This window comes from Cocleimonas flava (assembly GCF_004339015.1).
GTDB classification, from domain to species: domain Bacteria; phylum Pseudomonadota; class Gammaproteobacteria; order Thiotrichales; family Thiotrichaceae; genus Cocleimonas; species Cocleimonas flava.
The window spans coordinates 1,008,318-1,027,370 of the sequence record NZ_SMFQ01000002.1 but is presented as its reverse complement, the minus strand read 5'-3'; the positions used below and the strand labels follow the sequence as shown (position 1 = coordinate 1,027,370).

Sequence of the window (19,053 nt, the reverse complement as noted above, 5' to 3'; positions counted from 1 at the left end):
GCGCTGCATAATATCAAAATTTATCATTTTTCACAGAATTAAGAAGCATCCAGTTCTTTTAACTTTCTGGTTAATGTATTTCTACCCCAACCCAGTAATTCAGCCGCATCTTTTTTTCTACCACCGGTTTTTTGTAATGCCGCATTCAATGCGATGGTTTCAAATTTAGGGGTAACATCATCAAGAATTCGAGTGTCGCCACGATTGAGTCTTTGCAATAAATTTTGAAATAACAACGCTTCCCAGTTGCTCGCCTTTTGCTCATCGCTTTGCTTTAATTCTTGCGGTAAATCCTCCATGGTAATTTCACTGCCCGTTGCCATTACGGTTAACCAGCGACTGACATTTTCTAGCTGACGAACATTACCCGGCCATTCTAAGGTTTGCAGGTAATCACTGACTTCATTGCTCAATCGCTTTTGCTCTGCGTTCAGTTCAATCGCGGCTTGTGCCAGGAAGTGATTCAATAGAACGATGATATCTTCATCTCGCTCTCTTAATGCTGGTATCTGCAATCGAATAACGTTTAGACGATGGAATAAATCCTCACGAAATGTGCCATTTTTTACGTGCTCTTCTAAGTTTTGATGGGTTGCCGCCACTACACGCACATCAACTTTAATCGCTTTAGTGCCACCGACTCGATAAAATTCGCCATCCGCTAAAACACGAAGTAAACGTGTTTGTAATTCTGCTGGCATATCCCCTATTTCATCGAGAAATAACGTGCCGCCATCGGCCTGTTCAAATCGCCCAATTCGCTGTGTTTGTGCGCCGGTGAATGAGCCTTTTTCATGCCCAAATAATTCTGATTCAAGTAACTCTTTAGGAATTGCAGCCGTGTTTATCGCGATAAACGTTCTATTCGCTCTGGGGCTGTGGGTATGCAAGGCTTTAGCCACCAATTCTTTACCGGTTCCAGACTCACCCGTGATCAAAACTGAAATACTGGTTTTACTGAGTCGCCCTATCGAGCGGAACAATTCCTGCATTGCTACTGACTGACCAATAATTTCCTGTGGTGAATCTAACGGTGCATTTTCTGCAACTTGCCCACTTTTAACTTTGTTGATCGAGCAAGCACGTCTGGCGAGTTCAGTGGCCTCGTTGATATCAAAAGGCTTTGGCAAGTATTCAAAAGCACCACTTTCGTATGCGGACATTGCACTATCCATATCCGAATGCGCCGTCATTATAATCACAGGCAAATCTGGATAAAGGCTGTGAATTTCTTTAATCAACTCAAAACCGCTCATGCCAGGCATGCGTATATCTGAAATAACGGCTTCAGGATTTTCCACATCAGCATCGTTTAAGTCGCGGATTAAATCACTGGCAAATTCGTAAGCACGAACGTCCATACCCGCTTTTTCTAACGCCTTTTGTAAAACCCAACGAATGGACTGGTCGTCATCTACTATCCATAATTTTTCTGGTTTTCTTGTTGGCACTTTGTCTCGCCTCTTTTAAAAATTTCAGTTTTATTTCAATGTAACTACGTATTGCTACTGTGGATTAATCTGCTTTTGAATTATCTATTGGTAATAACAGCGTAAAACAGGTTTCGCCGGGTTCCGATGTAAACTCAATCACCCCATGATGTCGATTCGCTAATGATTGGGCGATGGATAAACCAAGCCCAGTGCCATTGGCTGAACCGCTGATCATGGGAAAGAATAGCTTGTTACGGATATTTTCCGGAACGCCACCACCATCATCAATGACTTCCAGTTTTAGGGCTAACCGATACTGTTTGTTATTGATGACGTAATTTCTGAGAATTCGTGTTCTAAATAAAATGTTGCCTGAATCACCGACCGCTTTTAAGGCATTACCTACAATGTTAAAAACAATTTGAATCAAATTATCCAAATCTGCTTGTAACTCGGGAATACTCGGGTCGTAATCAAATTGTAAATTTACACCCTTAGGTATATCCGCTTTAACTAATCGGCGAACCCGCTCCAAAACTTCGTGAATGTTGATCCATTGATTTTTGGTTGGCTGTCTTGAGCCCAATAGTCGATCTACTAATTTCTGCAAACGGTCTGCTTCAGAAATGATAATTCGGGTGTATTCTTTTAACTCTTCACTGTCTAACTCAGAATCGAGTAGCTGTGCAGCACCACGCAATCCCCCTAAAGGATTTTTAATTTCGTGTGCCATTCCCCTGACTAAACTTTGAGTAGCTTCTTGCTGACTTAATAACTGCTCTTCACGCGCGATTCTTAATTGAAAATCGGTTCGATACAGCTCGAGTACAATTCCTTTTAACTTGGAATTTTTGATAAACGGGGTAGCAACACAATCAACAATAATATCTTTCTTTTGCTGACCTTTTAAATAGCGACCACGAACCGCTTGTGGCTCTTCATTTTCAATCACAAAATCAAGGTGATCCCGCATGATGTCTTCATGCAATATCACGGAAAATGATTTATCGATAATACGCTCTCTAGACTGACCAAATAAATTTTCAGCAGCAGCATTCATTTGGCGAACCCGCAATGACTCATCTAATACGATTATCGCAATACTAATAGTGTCGCTAATTTCATTTGGTGAGAATTGAGTCTGTATATCTTTAGCCAACTTTTTATCCTGAAACTAAAAGGTAATGTATCTGAGAGTTATTAATGTAATTAACAAAAATCTTGAATTTAAATTAACAATGCAATCTTTGAGCCAACTTCTAAAAGGGCTTAAATAAACAAAACTCGCAGTTATTTATCTCCCTGAAACTATTATGGTGCTTTTTATCATACTAATGCACCTTATTGGTGCTTTTATCTCGAATTTCCTCCTTCTACTTGCCCTAAGCCCCACTGAATAACACCCATAGCGCCTTTTTTAAAGTTGGCACGTATTTTGCGAAGTACGCATAAGCACACTGCTTTTTAATATCAATATGGAGAAAGAACGCAATGAAATTGATCACTGCAATAGTTAAACCCTTCAAGTTAGATGATGTACGTGAAGCATTATCAGAAATTGGCATATCCGGAATCACTGTTACAGAAGTAAAAGGATTCGGCAGACAGAAAGGCCACACAGAACTTTATCGTGGTGCTGAATACGTTGTTGATTTTCTACCTAAGGTAAAAATAGAAGCCGCTGTTTCTGATGACATCGTTGATCAAGTCATTGAATCAGTCACTAAAGCAGCAAATACGGGAAAGATCGGAGACGGCAAAATTTTCGTCACTGATATAGAACAAACCATTCGTATTCGCACGGGTGAAACTGGACCCGAAGCACTTTAAACAAAAGCCTCTTAATAAAGAGTCCTTTTAATTAAATTATTTAGAATACGAAACAGGAGTATTTCACAATGGAAAATAATATATTTGAATTACAGTATGCGTTAGATACCTTTTACTTCTTGGTATGTGGCGCATTAGTAATGTGGATGGCAGCGGGTTTTGCCATGCTAGAAGCAGGTTTGGTACGATCGAAAAGTACAACCGAAATTTTAACCAAGAACGTCGCACTTTTTGCTATCGCTTGTACTGCATACTTAGTAGTTGGTTACGAGATTATGTATGACGGCGGTATGTTCCTTAAAGATATTGCTTTAGATGGCGCTAAAACAGCTGAAGGTTTAACGGCTGCGGTATTAGCTGAATCTGCAGAAGCTAAATTTGATGGCGGATCTGTTTACTCAAACGCATCTGACTTCTTCTTCCAGGTAGTTTTCGTTGCAACTGCAATGTCTATCGTTTCTGGTGCAGTTGCTGAGCGTATGAAGTTATGGTCTTTCCTACTATTCGCTGTAGTAATGACTGCTTTCATCTACCCAATGGAAGGTTCTTGGACTTGGGGCGGAAAATCAGTATTCGGTATGTATAGCCTAGGCGATGACTTCGGATTCTCTGACTTCGCTGGTTCTGGTATCGTTCACATGGCTGGTGCTGCTGCTGCGTTATCGGGTGTTATTCTACTCGGCGCAAGAAAAGGCAAATACGGTAAAGACGGAAAGATCACGCCAATCCCTGGTTCTAACTTACCTTTAGCAACACTAGGTACATTCATTCTTTGGATGGGTTGGTTCGGATTTAACGGTGGTTCTGTACTTAAGCTAGGTGATGTTGCAAATGCTAACTCTGTTGCAATGGTATTCCTAAATACAAATGCAGCTGCTGCTGGTGGCGTTATTGTTGCACTTATCGTTGCACGCTTAATGTTCGGTAAAGCTGACTTAACAATGGCACTTAACGGCGCATTAGCAGGTCTTGTAGCAATCACTGCTGAGCCTTCTACTCCTACACCTTTAATGGCTACTATCATCGGCGGTATCGGTGGTCTTATCGTTGTATTCTCAATCATCACGCTTGATAAAATGAAGATAGATGATCCAGTTGGTGCGATTTCTGTTCACGGTGTTGTTGGTCTTTGGGGACTACTTGCTGTACCTCTAACGAATGATGGCGCTAGCTTCTTTGGTCAGATCATGGGTGCTATCACTATCTTTGTCTGGGTATTTGTTACTTCATTCATCGTCTGGATGGTTATCAAGATGATTATGGGTATTCGAGTATCTGAAGAAGAAGAGTACGAAGGTGTTGATATTGGTGAGTGTGGTATGGAAGCTTACCCAGAATTCACTGGTAAATAAGAACGTACTTAATAGTAAAACAGTCTTTAATTAGACAAAAAAAAAGAGAGCCTAGGCTCTCTTTTTTTATGAGGGTTATTTTTATACAAGAAATTATTATAAATAAAAATATTGTAAAAAAAACGGTCCCAGATTAGCCATGGGGAGAAGATATGCGCAGCTGAAGTGTATCAACCATGGCCTCTCTGAAACCAATATGAAGGTAAGGAAAGTCCCTCCATATAAACATTTGACGGTAACATTTCTGATTAGTTCCAAATAAAATAAGAAAATTATCTTGTATAGAAAGATTAAAAATAGATTTATCGGATAATCAATATCTTAGTGCTGATATTTTTTTTTAAAAAATTTTAAATTAATGTGAAACAGTCACCATTTTCCTAAAAAAACGATCCCTCCACTTGTTAGATTGAACAACTTTTTTCTTTATTTTGCGGTGGATGTTTTGTTTATCTCAACTCAACATCACTAAAATCATCAAGATCATCAAGATCATCTGCTAACTTTACCCCGAAGATACGGCGATAAACTGATTCACCATCAAATGAAGAGATGACAGAGAAGCAATAGAGGAAAAACAGAAAACCAGCCGAAAGCACGCATAAAAAAGCAGTTTTAAGGGTTACCAAAAAACTGCCTATAAGTAGGGGGGTGCCAATTTAAAAAACGGCAAAAGGGTGAAATAGATTAATTTAGGCTAGCCGAACCAAAAACTATCCGCTTTGCTTAGAAACTCTTTAACAGTCATGTAGTGAGAGCCATCACAAGAAAACGTGAGCCCTACCATGCCATTGATCACATTTATGGATCCTGAGCGTAAATAGACCGTTTCATCGGCATTTCTAAGATCCTTTAGCCTATCCAATACCATTTTTACCTGGTGCTCAGGTACGGTAGATTCCGTAGGATATGGATGCGACGGATAAGCAAGACACACATCGGGATTAATAATCTCATCCAGAACGTGTAACTGATATTCGTAAGGCCGCTCATAAGCCCACAATGTTGCTCGTGAACTACCATAATGCAGCTTCGCGTGAAAAATCCCGCGATTGCAGACTAAGTTGGTAATGATTTTATGCACCTGATCCAGGTTCTGGTCCATTGCACTGATAACACGCTCTTGCTGAAACAGGTTCTTGCGAATAGCAGGATCACCTTTTATTTGCCGCCAGGACTGTTCTTGATTCACTTTAAGGTCATTATCAGGGAAGTCATCAATGTCAAAATCAGCGACCACAAAACCTAATAAATTTCCGTTTTCATGAAACACAGGGTGGGTCGCAGTGATGCTGGGCTTATGATCAACACTACTTAAATACACTGGCGATAATGCAAAGCCTTTTTCACTGTGGATATTATGCGTATAGGGTCGCTTCGATAAATCCTGACCGCGAGCATGTCGTTTTGTTGATCCGTCTGGGAAAATATTAGAGCTTATCTGTAAGCCTTGAAAATCAATCACGTAAAATAATTTTGATTGAGGAATTCTACTCACAGCCTGAATCAGATATTGGTCGATTTCTTCCGGGTATTCCCAGAACTTTGCGCAATCCATAGCGATTGCCAGCAATTTAAATTTTAACTGCGCCCCTAAACGATCTTTGCGTTTAGTGTTTATTTCCAAGAGTTGAGCATGCATTGCATTAATCCCCTTCGCTTCAGTTACGGTTTAAATAAAAGCCACCCCCCTACTTTGACGCGTTTTTTTAGTGTTTTTTATGTTTCGTTATCTTTCAAGAAGGGCTTGCTCTACATTTTTTACAAAAAAGAAATCAGGAACAAAAGGTATTTTGGTAAAAGCTACATAGGAGGAGAAACCAAACCAATATAAATACCTTCCGTTCCTGATCATCAAGTCAGATCCCGCTAGAGTCTGACGGTCCACTTTATTGTAATTATTATTTTGTAGCTAGTTGGTTGCTAAGCTACTTTATTCTTTGGTTGCTGACTTTCTTTGAAATCAACAACGGGCGATTTTTCTGAACTATCGACAACAGTCTCGTCAATAGTTTCATCTTCTGTTAATTCTTCTGCTTTTTTTCCATGCCTCTCATACAAGAAACGCAATACTTCATGACGACAATGGTTGTACTGCGTACTCTCAGACACCTTAATTCTGTCACGTGGCTGCGGTAAATTAACCTCGAGTATTTCGCCAACGGTTGCTGCAGGTCCATTTGTCATCATCACTATACGATCAGACAAAAGTACTGCCTCATCAACATCATGAGTAACCATCATCATGGTGTTACCAAGATCGGCCTGTATTTCCATCACTGAATCTTGTAAGTGCGCGCGTGTTAAGGCGTCTAAGGCACCAAAAGGTTCATCCAGCAATAGAACTTCAGGTTCCATTGCTAAAGCTCTTGCGATACCGACGCGCTGCTTCATGCCGCCTGATATTTCATCGGGACGCTTATCCAGAGCATGTTCCATATGCACCAGTTGCATATTGTGTTCAATCCATTCGCGCATTTCTGATTTGCTTTTTTTGCCTTTAAAAATAGTTTTAACGGCAAGCTCAACATTTTCGTAGGCTGTTAACCAGGGTAATAATGAATGATTCTGAAAAACCATCGCACGCTCAGGCCCTGGAACAGTCACTTCTTTACCGTTTAAAATCACGCCACCAGCGGTTGCTTGATAAAGCCCAGCGATGACATTTAAAACGGTCGATTTACCACAACCCGAATGACCAATGATTGAGACGAACTCACCTTTTTGGATCTTAAGATTGACGTTTTCTAACGCTCTAAACGAACCATTAGGCGTAGGAAAATCCATATTTACGCCTGTTAATTCAAGATGAATTTTTTCCATGATCAAACCTCCTATCAGACTTTTATCAGCGTACTAATGCACGCATGGCGTCTTCTATTAACGTAATGCAACCGACTTATCCCAAGACACTTTTTTCTGTAGAAACAGCATGATTCGATCCAGTAAAAAGCCTATCAGGCCTATCACAACAACCGCTACCATGATTCTACCCAGTGAATTAGAACTGCCGTTCTGGAATTCATCCCAAACAAACTTTCCTAAACCAGGGTTCTGCGACAGCATTTCTGCCGCAATTAATACCATCCACGCAATACCCAATGACAAACGTAAACCTGTAAAAATCATTGGAATGGCTGAAGGTAAAACAATTTTTCTTACATGCGTCCACCAGCTTAAGCGCAATACATGGCTGACATTTTGCAAATCTTTACTCACATTGGTAACGCCAACTGCAGTACTGATAATGGTTGGCCACAAGCAGCAAAGTAGAACCGTAATTGCAGAGTTTAAAAATGATTTATCAAACCATGCATCATCGGATGTAACGTAGGTCGCACTCACGATCATGGTTACAATTGGCAACCATGCGAGTGGAGAAACCGGTTTAAATATTTGCACCAATGGATTTAAAGCGGCATAAACCGTTTTACTTAAGCCTGCGACTATTCCAATGGGAATTGCGATCAAAGAGGCCAATAAAAACCCTGCCATTACAGTCACTACGCTGGTAATGATCTGATCAAAAAACGTCGGATTACCTGCGTATTTACGAACCTTAATGGTTGCTTCTGGGTCTTTTGCTAACTTCTTTGCATTACGTGTTTCTTGTCTTTCATAAAAATCGACCTGCTTTTGGCGCTCATCTTTATGCTCAACAACTAACGCTTCAAATTGTGAGTAAACCTGTTTTGGACCTGGCACTGCACCCAAAGATGTCACTACTTTTGGCGCTAATAAACTCCATAGCATCAAAAAGATTAGAACACCTAAAATAGGCACAGCAAAACTGACAAAAAATGCTTTAAAGTCTGCTTTACTAAATGTTCTGGATTCTATGCTTTGCGTACTCACTGCTTTATCCTCTTCCTTGTTTCCTGGCCTAAAAAGCCCGCCACACAATCTCTAAAGAAAGTGGGCGGGAACCGCTAGGAACTTGTTAGCCTTTGTCATCGCCTTTTAGGCCGATTTTAAATGACTCAATATAGTCATTTGGCTTGCTACCGTCGTAAGTAAGACCATCGATAAATTCATTTTGAGCTGGTTTAAATCCGGTTTCAGTCGCAAAATCAGGAAACTCTTCTTTCGAAATTTTTCCTTCTGCAATTAATTCTAATGCAGCAACTTTGTATAACTCTGGCTTGTACACTTTCTTCGCCATATCGGTATACCAACTGTCTGGCTTTTTCTCATCAATCTGTCCCCAGCGACGCATTTGCGTGAGGTACCAGATAGCATCTGAGTAATAAGGGTAAGTTGCGTTATAACGGAAGAACACATTGAAATCAGGCACTTCACGCTTATCGCCTTTCTCGTATTCAAATGTACCTGTCATTGAGTTAGCGATAACGTCAACATCTGCACCAACATAGTTTGGCTTAGCAAGAATCTTTACTGCTTCCATTCTATTTTTGTTGTTGTCTTCATCTAACCATTTAGCCGCACGAATCATTGCTTTAACAATTCTTGCCGTGGTATTTGGGTATTTTTTAGTAAATTCATCCGTCATACCAAATACTTTTTCCGGGTTATCTTTCCAGATTTCGTAGTCAGTTATAACTGGCACACCAATGCCTTTAAATACTGCTTGCTGGTTCCATGGCTCACCGACGCAATAACCATCGATTGTGCCTGCTTCCATGGTTGCTGGCATTTGTGGTGGTGGTGTTACTGAAAGTTGAACATCTGCTTGTAGTTGACCTTTGATATCGCCCTTAGAAGGTGCGTAATAACCAGGGCTTAAACCACCCGCCGCTAGCCAGTAACGTAGTTCGTAGTTATGTGTAGATACAGGAAATACCATACCCATTTTGAATGCCTTACCTTTATCTTTGTAAGATTCAACAACGGGTTTTAACGCAGCTGCACTGATTGGATGAACTGGCTTTTCGTCTTTGTACTCAACGTGCTTTTTCATTTCTTCCCAAACAGCATTCGATACCGTAATACCGTTACCATTCAAGTCCATGGAAAAAGGTGTAACAATATGTGCTTTAGTACCAAAACCTATGGTTGCTGCAAGCGGCTGACCAGCCAACATGTGCGCACCATCTAATTGACCATCGATAACGCCATCTAAAAGTACTTTCCAGTTCGCCTGTGCTTCTAGCTTTACGTACAGTCCTTCGTCTTCGAAATACCCTTTTTCGTATGCAATCGCTAATGGAGCCATATCGGTTAGTTTGATGAAACCGAACTTCAAATCTTCTTTTTCAGGTTCGCCTATTTCTGCATGAGCAGGAAGTGTAATTAGTGCAGCACTTATTGTGAAAGCGACACTGATAGACAAAGTCACCTTCTTAAGAATGCTTTTGTATGTTGATTTATGTTTTGGTTTACTTTTGCTACTGCTAATTTTCACTTAAAACTCCAATAACTATTTTTCTATAATTATTAGAGCCTTTGCAAAGCCCATGCCAAAAATAAACAAAGACTAACTAAATTAACTATTAACTTACTGATAAATAACACTATTATTCAAATTAAAAGTTCTCGAATTTCTATCAGTACTTATTATCAGTAGAATATTCTTCTTCAAAATAAGGCATCAAACATTAGAATTGCATCATACAAGTGCATTTCTTATTTTCATCAAAGCCCCCCCCCTACTTACAGCCATAAATACCTTTGGCATATAAGTTGCAATTACAAAGTATGAAACACTTAATGGTTTAACGATCTGTATGAATGTATTACAAACTGGAAGTATTAAAACTACTTGCCCCTACTGTGGTGTAGGTTGTGGTGTATTAGCCTCAATGGATGAGCAAGGTGTGGTATCAGTTAAGGGAGATCCTGATCATCCTGCGAATTACGGACGCTTATGCTCTAAGGGAACAGCGCTTGGGGAGACGGCCTATCTACAGGATAGATTGCTATACCCTGAAATAAAAGGAGAACAAGTTAGCTGGGATCAAGCACTTAGCACTATTTCAGGGCGCTTTTCTGAAATAATTGACGAACATGGTGCAGATGCTGTCGCTTTTTACGTATCAGGGCAATTGTTAACCGAAGATTACTACGTTGCCAATAAATTGATGAAGGGCTTCATTGGCTCTGCGAATATCGATACCAATTCACGACTGTGCATGTCATCAGCGGTTGCTGCCTATAAACGCGCATTTGGTGAAGATTGCGTACCTTGTAGCTTTGAAGATTTAGATAAAGCCAACTTAATTGTATTAACAGGCAGCAATGCCGCGTGGTGCCACCCTATTTTATTTCAGCAAATAGTGCGTGCTAAAAAAGCCAACCCTAAATTAAAAGTCATCAATATTGATCCGCGTGAAACACAAACTACTAGCGCTGCAGATATTCAACTTTCTTTAAAACCAGGAACCGATGCGGTTCTATTCAATGGATTACTTAATTATTTAAAAGAACTCGATATAGAAAACAACTTCTTTACTGAAAACTGTACCAGTGGAATAGATGGTGCTTTGCAGGCGGCAAAGGAATCAGCCCCCAGTATTGCGAGTGTTGCTGAACAATGCGCTCTTTCAGAAGAAGATGTCAGTGAATTTTATAACCTGTTTGCCAATACCGAAAAAGTTGTCACTGTTTTTTCACAAGGTATTAATCAATCATCCAGTGGTGTTGATAAAGGTAATGCAATCATTAACTGCCACCTTTTCACAGGAAGAATTGGCCGACCAGGCATGGGACCCTTTTCATTTACCGGACAACCCAATGCCATGGGTGGCAGAGAAGTTGGCGGTTTAGCCAATCAACTCGCCGCTCACATGGATCTTGAAAACCCAGAGCATTGTGACCGTGTACAACGCTTCTGGAATTCGCCCACTATCGCTAATAAACAAGGCTTAAAAGCTGTCGATTTATTCGAAGCCATCGATCAAGGCAAAGTTAAAGCGGTTTGGATAATGGCAACGAACCCTGTTGTCAGCATGCCTGATGCTGAAAAAGTAAAAGCAGCGCTAAAAAAGTGCGAGTTAGTCATTGTTTCGGATTGTGTCAGAGAAACAGACACCGCTAAAGTTGCGGATATTTTGTTACCTGCTCTAACATGGGGCGAAAATGATGGCACTGTCACCAATTCGGATCGCCATATTTCTCGTCGCCGTTCTTTTTTAACTGCTCCCGGTCAAGCTAAAGCAGATTGGGACATTATTACTGAAGTTGCCCATCGTATGGGTTTTGCAGAACACTTTCCTTATGCATCAGCGGCGGATATCTTTCGTGAACATGCGGCATTATCAGCATTTGAAAACGACGATAAGGCAAACGCTCATCGCTTTTTTAACATTAGTGAATTACAGAATATCACTAATCAGGAATACGAAACGTTTCCTATCAAGCCTTGGCCAATAACAGCAGAATCACCAGCAGGGACTAAGCGACTTTTTTCGAATGGAAAATTTAATACGCCCGATGGTAAAGCACGTTTTATTAGCGTAACACCCAGGGCACCCGCATTCAGCACCACCAAAGAATTTGACCTGGTACTCAATACAGGCCGAGTTCGTGATCACTGGCATACCATGACACGCACAGGTGTATCGCCCCGTTTATCTGCACATATCCATGAGCCTTTTGTGGAAGTAAATCCGCTTGATGCGGCACAATATGGATTAACGGATCGCAGCCTTGCACGGATAAACGGACCGCTGGAAAAATCCGTGATTGTCAGAGTTCAATATTCTGACAAACAGCAACGCGGCAGTATATTCCTGCCCATACATTGGAACGGCCAATTTAGTAGTCGCGCGAATGTAGGCGCTTTAATCCCGTCAGTGGTTGATCCTATTTCCGGTCAACCAGAATCTAAACACGGTATCGTCAATATAGAACCCTATGTGGGAAACTGGCATGGCTTTATCCTATCCAACAACTCAACCAATCTTGATCTTGGTTTTGCCAAATACTGGGTTAAATCTCGTGGACGTGGTTTCTGGCGTTATGAAATGGCAGGGTATCACTGTGGCCCAAATTGGGCAGCGTTCTCTAAAGAACTGCTCGGCACAATCAGTGAAGATGAATGGATTGAATACTTCGATAAATCTAACCATACGTATAGAGCAGCCCAGTTTAGAGGGTCGAAATTAATCAATATCATCTTTATCGGCCCCAATGAAAAACTACCGCCACGTGACTGGCTAATCAGCCTTTTTCAAAAAGAAGAGATATCGATAAGTGAGCGTATGAGTTTGCTCAGTGGCAAACCACCCGCTGATCAGGAAGATGCGGGCAAGACAGTCTGCGCCTGCTTTAATGTGGGAGAGAAAACCATTCTAAAGGCGATAAATGAAAAAGGGCTAACCACGCCAGAACAAATAGGTGAATGTTTACAGGCAGGCACTAACTGTGGCTCATGTTTACCAGAATTACGCGGTATTTTAGCGAGCAACACATTCGCTAGCGCCTAACTGGTGCGATAGAAAACACTATTGCACCATAATACCCCTGTCATGCGCTTTTAAAAATTGTCACCCCCCTACTTACAGGCCTTTTTTTATTTGAATCTTCAAATACATAGGCTTTTACGCTCAAGCACTCTGATTCTTTTGCTGAACCCCATCATTAAACCTAAATAAAGACTTCAACATAAACTGTAAACGGCAGTTCACGACCCATTAAATTCATATTAATCAGTAACTTAATCAAAACAAATAACTCGTATTGAAAATAACAGGTCTTAACTTTTATTAACTTGGCATGCATTTTGCAAAATCTTAAGTAAATTTAAAATTGGCAGAAAATAACCATGAATCAAATATTAGAGAAACCAGAAAATAAAAAATGGGATACAAAAATGCCGGGTAAACTAACTGTATCAATAGGCGAATATTCAGATAAAGGTCGTAAAGAAATCAATCAGGATTTTCATGGATCTTACTATCCCGAAGAACCTTTACTGTCATCCAAAGGAATCGCTTTGGCTATAGCCGACGGTATTAATAACAGTTACATAAGCCAGATCGCCAGTGAAACAAGCGTTGCTGGTTTTTTAGATGATTATTACGACACGTCTAAATCCTCAGCAGTAAAACGTTCTGCCGAACAAGTCCTTATAGCAACTAACTCATGGTTGCACGCACAGTCACAGAAAACTCATGGACACCCTGATAATGACAAAGACTATGTGTGTACCTTTAGCTCGCTAATTCTCAAATCTACCACCGCCCATATTCTACATATCGGTGATACGCGTATTTATCGATTTAGGGCAGGAAAACTAGAACAATTAACGACGGATCATTGCTTGCGAGTATCGGATGAAATCAGTTATCTCAATAGAGGGCTTGGCATTTATTCAATTCTGGATATCGATTATCAAACCACCCCCATGAAACTAGACGACGTGTTTTTCATGACAACAGACGGTGTTTACGAACATGTCAGTAATGATTTTATTATCGATACTATCGAAGAGCATATCGATGATCTTGATTTGGCAGCAGAATTGTTAGTGGAACAAGCTTATCAAGTAGGAAGCTCGGATAGCCTTACTGCGCAATTAGTGAAAATTGATGAGTTGCCTTAAAAAGACAGTCTTAAACACACTGAAATCTCTAACTCAATATAAAAACAGTTAGTAGAATCATCCCGTGCCGAACAGTGAACATTCTTTAATAACAAAATAAAGCGTGATGGAAATAGCCTAATCCATCAAATTGCACAAATACAAGGCGTTAATGCCCATTTTGAGGACGTATGCACTGATTATGGGCAACGCATTAATGATTATAAATAATTAATACCCACCTCCCCACTTATAACGGCTTTTTTAAAAAATTCACTTTGGCACATTATTTGCTGTTATTAGACTAACAACCATTAAATGGAGTTTTTCCTGTGAGTGATATTGCTAAACAAAACCTTATATTAGTCGGCAACGGAATGGCCGGCATGCGCACGATTGAGGAGCTCTTAAAGCTAGAACCTGAAAAATACAATATTACTGTATTTGGTGATGAGCCTTACGGTAACTACAACCGCATCATGTTATCTCCTGTTTTAGCGAATGAAAAAACACTCGAAGAGGTCATGCTTAACGATGACAATTGGTATCAGGAAAACAATATCCGTTTCGAAAAAGGTAAAAGAGTTACTGATATTGACCGAGTTGCTAAAAAGGTTATTGCTGAAGATGGCACAGAATTATCCTACGATAAATTATTAATAGCGACGGGTTCCACGTCATTCATGCTGCCTCTACCAGGTGCAGATAAAGAAGGCGTAATTGGTTTCCGTGATGTTAAAGATGTCGATGCGATGGTCGATGCCGCCCTCAATTACAAGAAAGCTGTCGTAATAGGCGGTGGTTTATTAGGACTTGAAGCGGCTAACGGATTAATGAAACAAGGCATGGATGTTACCGTTGTTCATATCGGTGACAGCCTTATGGATCGCCAGCTTGATAAAGACGCGGCGACAATGCTCAAAACATCGCTCGAAGAAAAAGGCATGAAGTTTTTAATGTCTCATGCTTCTGAAGAAATTTTAGGTGATGGACGAGTTACAGGGTTACGTTTCAGTGATGGCTCAGAAGTTGATGCTGATTTGCTAGTTATGGCGGTAGGTATCAAACCTAATTTCGAACTTGCCAAATCGACTGGCTTGCACTGTGAGCGCGGCATAGTAGTCAGCGACACGATGCAAACTTTCGACCCCAATATTTACGCGATTGGTGAGTGTGTTCAGCATCGTGGACAAGTCTACGGTTTGGTTGCACCATTATTTGAGCAAGCTAAAGTTGCAGCTAATCACCTTGCTGAATTAGGTTATGGTCGCTACGAAGGCACTGTTACTTCTACGATGCTTAAAGTAACGGGCATTTCATTGTTCTCAGCCGGTGACTTTATCGGTGACGACGATACCGAAGAATTATTATTTCGCGATGTAGCCAGCGGCACCTACAAAAAATTAATACTACGTGACAACATTATTATTGGCGCCTGTTTATACGGCGATACCATGGACGGCACCTGGTACTTCCAGATGATGAAAGACGGGACCAATATTTCCGATTTCCGTGATTCTATTTTATTCGGACAAGCGCACTTAGGTGATGCAGGTCACGGCGATGAAACCCGTGTAGCAGCAATGGCAGATAATGCTGAAATTTGTGGTTGTAACGGCGTTTGTAAAAGTGAAATCGTTAATGCCATCACAGAAAAGAAATTATTTACCCTAGATGACGTCCGCGCACATACCAAAGCTTCTGCATCATGTGGTTCTTGTACGGGTTTGGTTGAATCTTTGCTGGCTCATACTTTGGGTGGTGATTATTCACAAGCACCCAGCAAGAAATCATTGTGTGGTTGCACCGAGTTAACCCATGAAGAAGTTCGTGCTGGTATTCGAGAAATGCACTTAAAAGATCATGAAGATGTGCGCAAAACACTAAACTGGAAAACAGAAGATGGTTGCGCGGTTTGTAGACAGGCAACCAACTATTATCTACTGTGCGAAAACCCTGAATACAACGATCCTGAGTCTCGCTTTATAAATGAACGGGCACATGGAAATATCCAGAAGGACGGAACGTATTCTGTGGTTCCACGTATGTTTGGCGGTATGTGTACGCCAAAAGACCTTCACGCAATAGCTGATGTGGCAGAAAAATTCAAAGTCCCTGAAATGAAAGTGACAGGTGGTCAGCGTATTGATATGTTCGGCATCAAAAAAGAAGATTTACCATTGGTATGGAAAGATCTCAGCGAAGCTGGTTTTGTTTCCGGGCATGCTTACGGTAAAGCAATGCGAACCTGTAAAACCTGTGTTGGAGATTCCTGGTGCAGAATGGGTACTCAGGATTCAACCGGTTTAGGGGTAAAACTAGAAGAGCTCACTTGGGGTTCCTGGATGCCACATAAATACAAACTGGCAGTATCAGGTTGTCCACGTAATTGTGCTGAAGCAACCATCAAAGATTTTGGTGTGGTCTGTGTTGATTCTGGTTATGAAATTCATGTCGGTGGTAATGGTGGAATTAAAGTTCGCGTAACGGACTTCTTAATCAAACTAGATACCGAAGAAGAAGTGCTCGAATACTGTGCCGCCTTCAGCCAATACTATCGTGAAGATGCACACTACTTAGAGAGAACAGCACCCTGGATAGAACGTGTTGGTCTGGACAAAATTAAAGCTGCTGTTCTGGATGATGAAGCGAACCGAAAAGAACTTTATGAGCGTTTCATCATTTCACAAAAACCTGCGCAGATTGACCCTTGGAAGAAACATGCAGATGGCGTGGATGAAAATCAGTTTAAATCAATTAAAATTACAGCGGCGTAAGCGACGGGACATAGGATAAAAATATGAACAATTGGTTAGAAATAGTCGCCCTTGAAGAAATTCCTGTTTTAGGTTCGCGAGTGGTAGAAACAGACACCGTCAATATCGCTGTATTCAGAGGCAAAGAAGACACCGTGTTTGCCATAAAAGATCAATGCCCTCATAAACAAGGGCCTCTTTCACAAGGTATTATGCATGGCGATTCAGTCACCTGCCCGTTACACAACTGGAAAATAAGCTTGGTTTCTGGTGAAGCTTTAGGTGCGGATGAAGGTTGTACTAATGTTTATGAAACGAAAGTCGAAGACGGTAAAGTATTTTTAAAGAGTCCTTCCAGCTAATATTTCAGTTAGCTAAATATCCTATTTAGTTACTTTTTGGGATAGCTTTATTAGCAATAAAGTAAAAATAAGATTAAACAGTGTTAATTACCTCTATTCGATTTGCTAAGTCATTAAAGTTAATGGCTTAGCAAATCCTAATAATATTCACTTGCCTGAGATCACTGTTATTAAAAACCTGTTTAATAACAGAGACAATGATCTCATGCCCATTGTCCATCCACAGCAACAACAAAAGAACAAAGGCATCCCCCCACTTTCGGGCATTTTTTCTTATATTTTTGTAAATGGGTAAATACACGTTTTTGTAAAACGTTTATGTAAAGAATTGGTATACTTCGTCGTTTTCACACATTTAGAAACAGAACTACCATGCTAAAAAATTTCTGCTGGGCTCAAAAACTATTCGCGCTAATGGTTTTCGCATTATTCATCTTGAGTGTTTCCAGCTTAGTCACTGGCTGTGGCAACAAAGGTGATTTGTATTTACCTGATAGCAAAAGTTCTGCTGCTAAATCAAAAACACCTAACTCAAAACAATCACCAAAGAAGCATTGATATGGACTTTTTTAATTATAAAAATGGGCAACTATTTGCCGAAGATGTAGCACTAGACGATATTGCAAAACAATACGGAACCCCTTGCTATGTATATTCAAGAGCAACCTTAGAACGACATTATCATGCATTCAATGATGCTTTCGGTGAGCAACCACATTTAATCTGCTATTCGGTAAAAGCTAATTCAAATATTGCTATTTTAAATTTATTGGCGCGCTTGGGTTCTGGCTTTGACATTGTTTCTGTGGGTGAATTAGAACGCGTTTTGAAAGCCGGTGGAGACCCTAAGAAAATAGTATTTTCTGGTGTTGGTAAACGTGCGGATGAAATGCAACGCGCATTGGAAGTCGGCATTCGCTGTTTTAATGTCGAATCAGAAGGTGAATTGGTACGACTTAACGATGTTGCTGCGAGCATGGATAAAATCGCTAGCATCTCGATTCGTGTGAATCCTGATGTCGATGCAAAAACTCACCCTTATATCTCAACGGGCTTAAAAGAAAATAAGTTTGGTATCGATATCAGCCTTGTTGAAGCAGTTTACCTTCGCGCTGCGGCGATGGAAAATATTAATGTCACTGGCATTGATTGCCATATCGGTTCACAACTCACTGATGTTACGCCATTTATGGATGCACTTGAACGTTTGCTGGATTTAGCAGATCGTTTAAAAGCACAAGGTATTGATATCAAACATCTCGATTTAGGGGGTGGTTTGGGTGTGCGCTATAAAGATGAAACGCCACCATTGCCGTCTGAATATACCGAAAAATTATTCACCAATGAAAAACTAAAAGAATACGAAATCGTTATCGAGCCGGGTAGGGCGATTGCAGCAAATACAGCTGTATTACTGACTAAAGTCGAATACCTAAAACACGGTGAAGAAAAGAACTTTGCCATCGTTGATGCCGCGATGAATGACTTGATCCGACCTTCTCTGTATCAAGCATGGCAAGCAATTATTCCTGTGAATGAAGATAGCTCTGCAGAAACCAGAACCTACGATATTGTTGGCCCTATTTGTGAAACCGGCGACTTTCTCGGTAAAGATCGTGACTTGGCATTAGAACAAGAAGATTTATTGGCAATACGTTCTGCTGGTGCTTACGGTTTTACCATGGCTTCAAACTACAATACACGACCACGTGCTGCTGAAGTTTTAGTCGATGGCGAACAATCCACGGTCATTAGAAAACGTGAAACGATTGAAAGCCTGTTTGAAAATGAAATCATGCTACCCAAGGAATAATCGTTTATTGGAGCATTATTCTAGTA

Annotated in this window: 15 protein-coding genes; 8 read left to right on the top strand and 7 right to left on the bottom strand. The window is 40.6% G+C overall.

Translation table 11 applies throughout. The features are described from left to right. Positions 1 to 38 precede the first annotated feature (38 nt). Together ntrC and glnL are read right to left on the bottom strand one after the other, a co-directional pair. Positions 39 to 1,451, bottom strand: a complete 1,413-nt coding sequence (gene ntrC / locus EV695_RS04700; protein WP_131904740.1) for a nitrogen regulation protein NR(I) — start codon at positions 1,449 to 1,451, stop codon at positions 39 to 41. A gap of 64 nt (positions 1,452 to 1,515) precedes the next feature. Next, a complete protein-coding gene (gene glnL / locus EV695_RS04695; RefSeq protein WP_207906942.1) occupies positions 1,516 to 2,592 on the bottom strand; it encodes a nitrogen regulation protein NR(II) in 1,077 nt (358 codons plus the stop codon). Between the two features lie 332 nt (positions 2,593 to 2,924). Here glnL and glnK point away from each other — a divergent pair, with 332 nt between their 5' ends. Together glnK and EV695_RS04685 are read left to right on the top strand one after the other, a co-directional pair. Next, complete coding sequence (glnK, locus tag EV695_RS04690; protein ID WP_131904739.1) at positions 2,925 to 3,263, top strand: P-II family nitrogen regulator; 339 nt, start codon at positions 2,925 to 2,927, stop codon at positions 3,261 to 3,263. Positions 3,264 to 3,331: 68 nt separating this feature from the next. Continuing rightward, positions 3,332 to 4,615 (top strand): ammonium transporter, encoded by a 1,284-nt coding sequence (locus EV695_RS04685; RefSeq protein ID WP_131904738.1) that lies wholly within the window; start codon positions 3,332 to 3,334, stop codon positions 4,613 to 4,615. 449 nt (positions 4,616 to 5,064) lie between these two features. Here EV695_RS04685 and EV695_RS04680 read toward each other — a convergent pair whose 3' ends face one another. The 5 genes from EV695_RS04680 to EV695_RS04660 all read right to left on the bottom strand — a co-directional run bounded on the left by EV695_RS04680 (position 5,065) and on the right by EV695_RS04660 (position 9,905). Continuing rightward, positions 5,065 to 5,244: a hypothetical protein gene (locus EV695_RS04680; protein ID WP_131904737.1), complete on the bottom strand. Its 180-nt coding sequence runs from the start codon at positions 5,242 to 5,244 to the stop codon at positions 5,065 to 5,067. Between the two features lie 68 nt (positions 5,245 to 5,312). Further along, positions 5,313 to 6,257 carry a PDC sensor domain-containing protein gene (locus EV695_RS04675; RefSeq protein ID WP_131904736.1) on the bottom strand — a complete coding sequence of 315 codons (945 nt, stop codon included), beginning with the start codon at positions 6,255 to 6,257 and terminating at the stop codon, positions 5,313 to 5,315. Positions 6,258 to 6,538: 281 nt separating this feature from the next. Then, a complete protein-coding gene (locus tag EV695_RS04670) occupies positions 6,539 to 7,438 on the bottom strand; it encodes an ABC transporter ATP-binding protein (protein WP_131904735.1) in 900 nt (299 codons plus the stop codon). A 57-nt stretch (positions 7,439 to 7,495) separates the two neighbouring features. Beyond that, a complete protein-coding gene (locus tag EV695_RS04665; RefSeq protein WP_424273797.1) occupies positions 7,496 to 8,398 on the bottom strand; it encodes an ABC transporter permease in 903 nt (300 codons plus the stop codon). Between the two features lie 157 nt (positions 8,399 to 8,555). Continuing rightward, positions 8,556 to 9,905: a CmpA/NrtA family ABC transporter substrate-binding protein gene (locus EV695_RS04660; protein ID WP_424273796.1), complete on the bottom strand. Its 1,350-nt coding sequence runs from the start codon at positions 9,903 to 9,905 to the stop codon at positions 8,556 to 8,558. A 394-nt stretch (positions 9,906 to 10,299) separates the two neighbouring features. Here EV695_RS04660 and EV695_RS04655 point away from each other — a divergent pair, with 394 nt between their 5' ends. The 6 genes from EV695_RS04655 (at position 10,300) to lysA (ending at position 19,027) form a co-directional block, all read left to right on the top strand. Further along, complete coding sequence (locus tag EV695_RS04655; protein WP_131904734.1) at positions 10,300 to 12,999, top strand: nitrate reductase; 2,700 nt, start codon at positions 10,300 to 10,302, stop codon at positions 12,997 to 12,999. Positions 13,000 to 13,337: 338 nt separating this feature from the next. Next, positions 13,338 to 14,117 (top strand): PP2C family protein-serine/threonine phosphatase, encoded by a 780-nt coding sequence (locus EV695_RS04650; RefSeq protein ID WP_243651470.1) that lies wholly within the window; start codon positions 13,338 to 13,340, stop codon positions 14,115 to 14,117. A gap of 320 nt (positions 14,118 to 14,437) precedes the next feature. Further along, complete coding sequence (gene nirB, locus EV695_RS04645; RefSeq protein WP_131905063.1) at positions 14,438 to 16,873, top strand: nitrite reductase large subunit NirB; 2,436 nt, start codon at positions 14,438 to 14,440, stop codon at positions 16,871 to 16,873. A 23-nt stretch (positions 16,874 to 16,896) separates the two neighbouring features. After that, positions 16,897 to 17,214 carry a nitrite reductase small subunit NirD gene (gene nirD / locus EV695_RS04640; protein ID WP_131904733.1) on the top strand — a complete coding sequence of 106 codons (318 nt, stop codon included), beginning with the start codon at positions 16,897 to 16,899 and terminating at the stop codon, positions 17,212 to 17,214. 372 nt (positions 17,215 to 17,586) lie between these two features. Beyond that, complete coding sequence (gene lptM / locus EV695_RS04635; RefSeq protein ID WP_131904732.1) at positions 17,587 to 17,772, top strand: LPS translocon maturation chaperone LptM; 186 nt, start codon at positions 17,587 to 17,589, stop codon at positions 17,770 to 17,772. A 1-nt stretch (position 17,773) separates the two neighbouring features. Continuing rightward, the gene (gene lysA / locus EV695_RS04630; protein ID WP_131904731.1) at positions 17,774 to 19,027 is read left to right on the top strand and encodes a diaminopimelate decarboxylase; all 1,254 of its coding nucleotides are present in this window, start codon (positions 17,774 to 17,776) and stop codon (positions 19,025 to 19,027) included. The last annotated feature ends 26 nt before the right edge of the window (positions 19,028 to 19,053 follow it).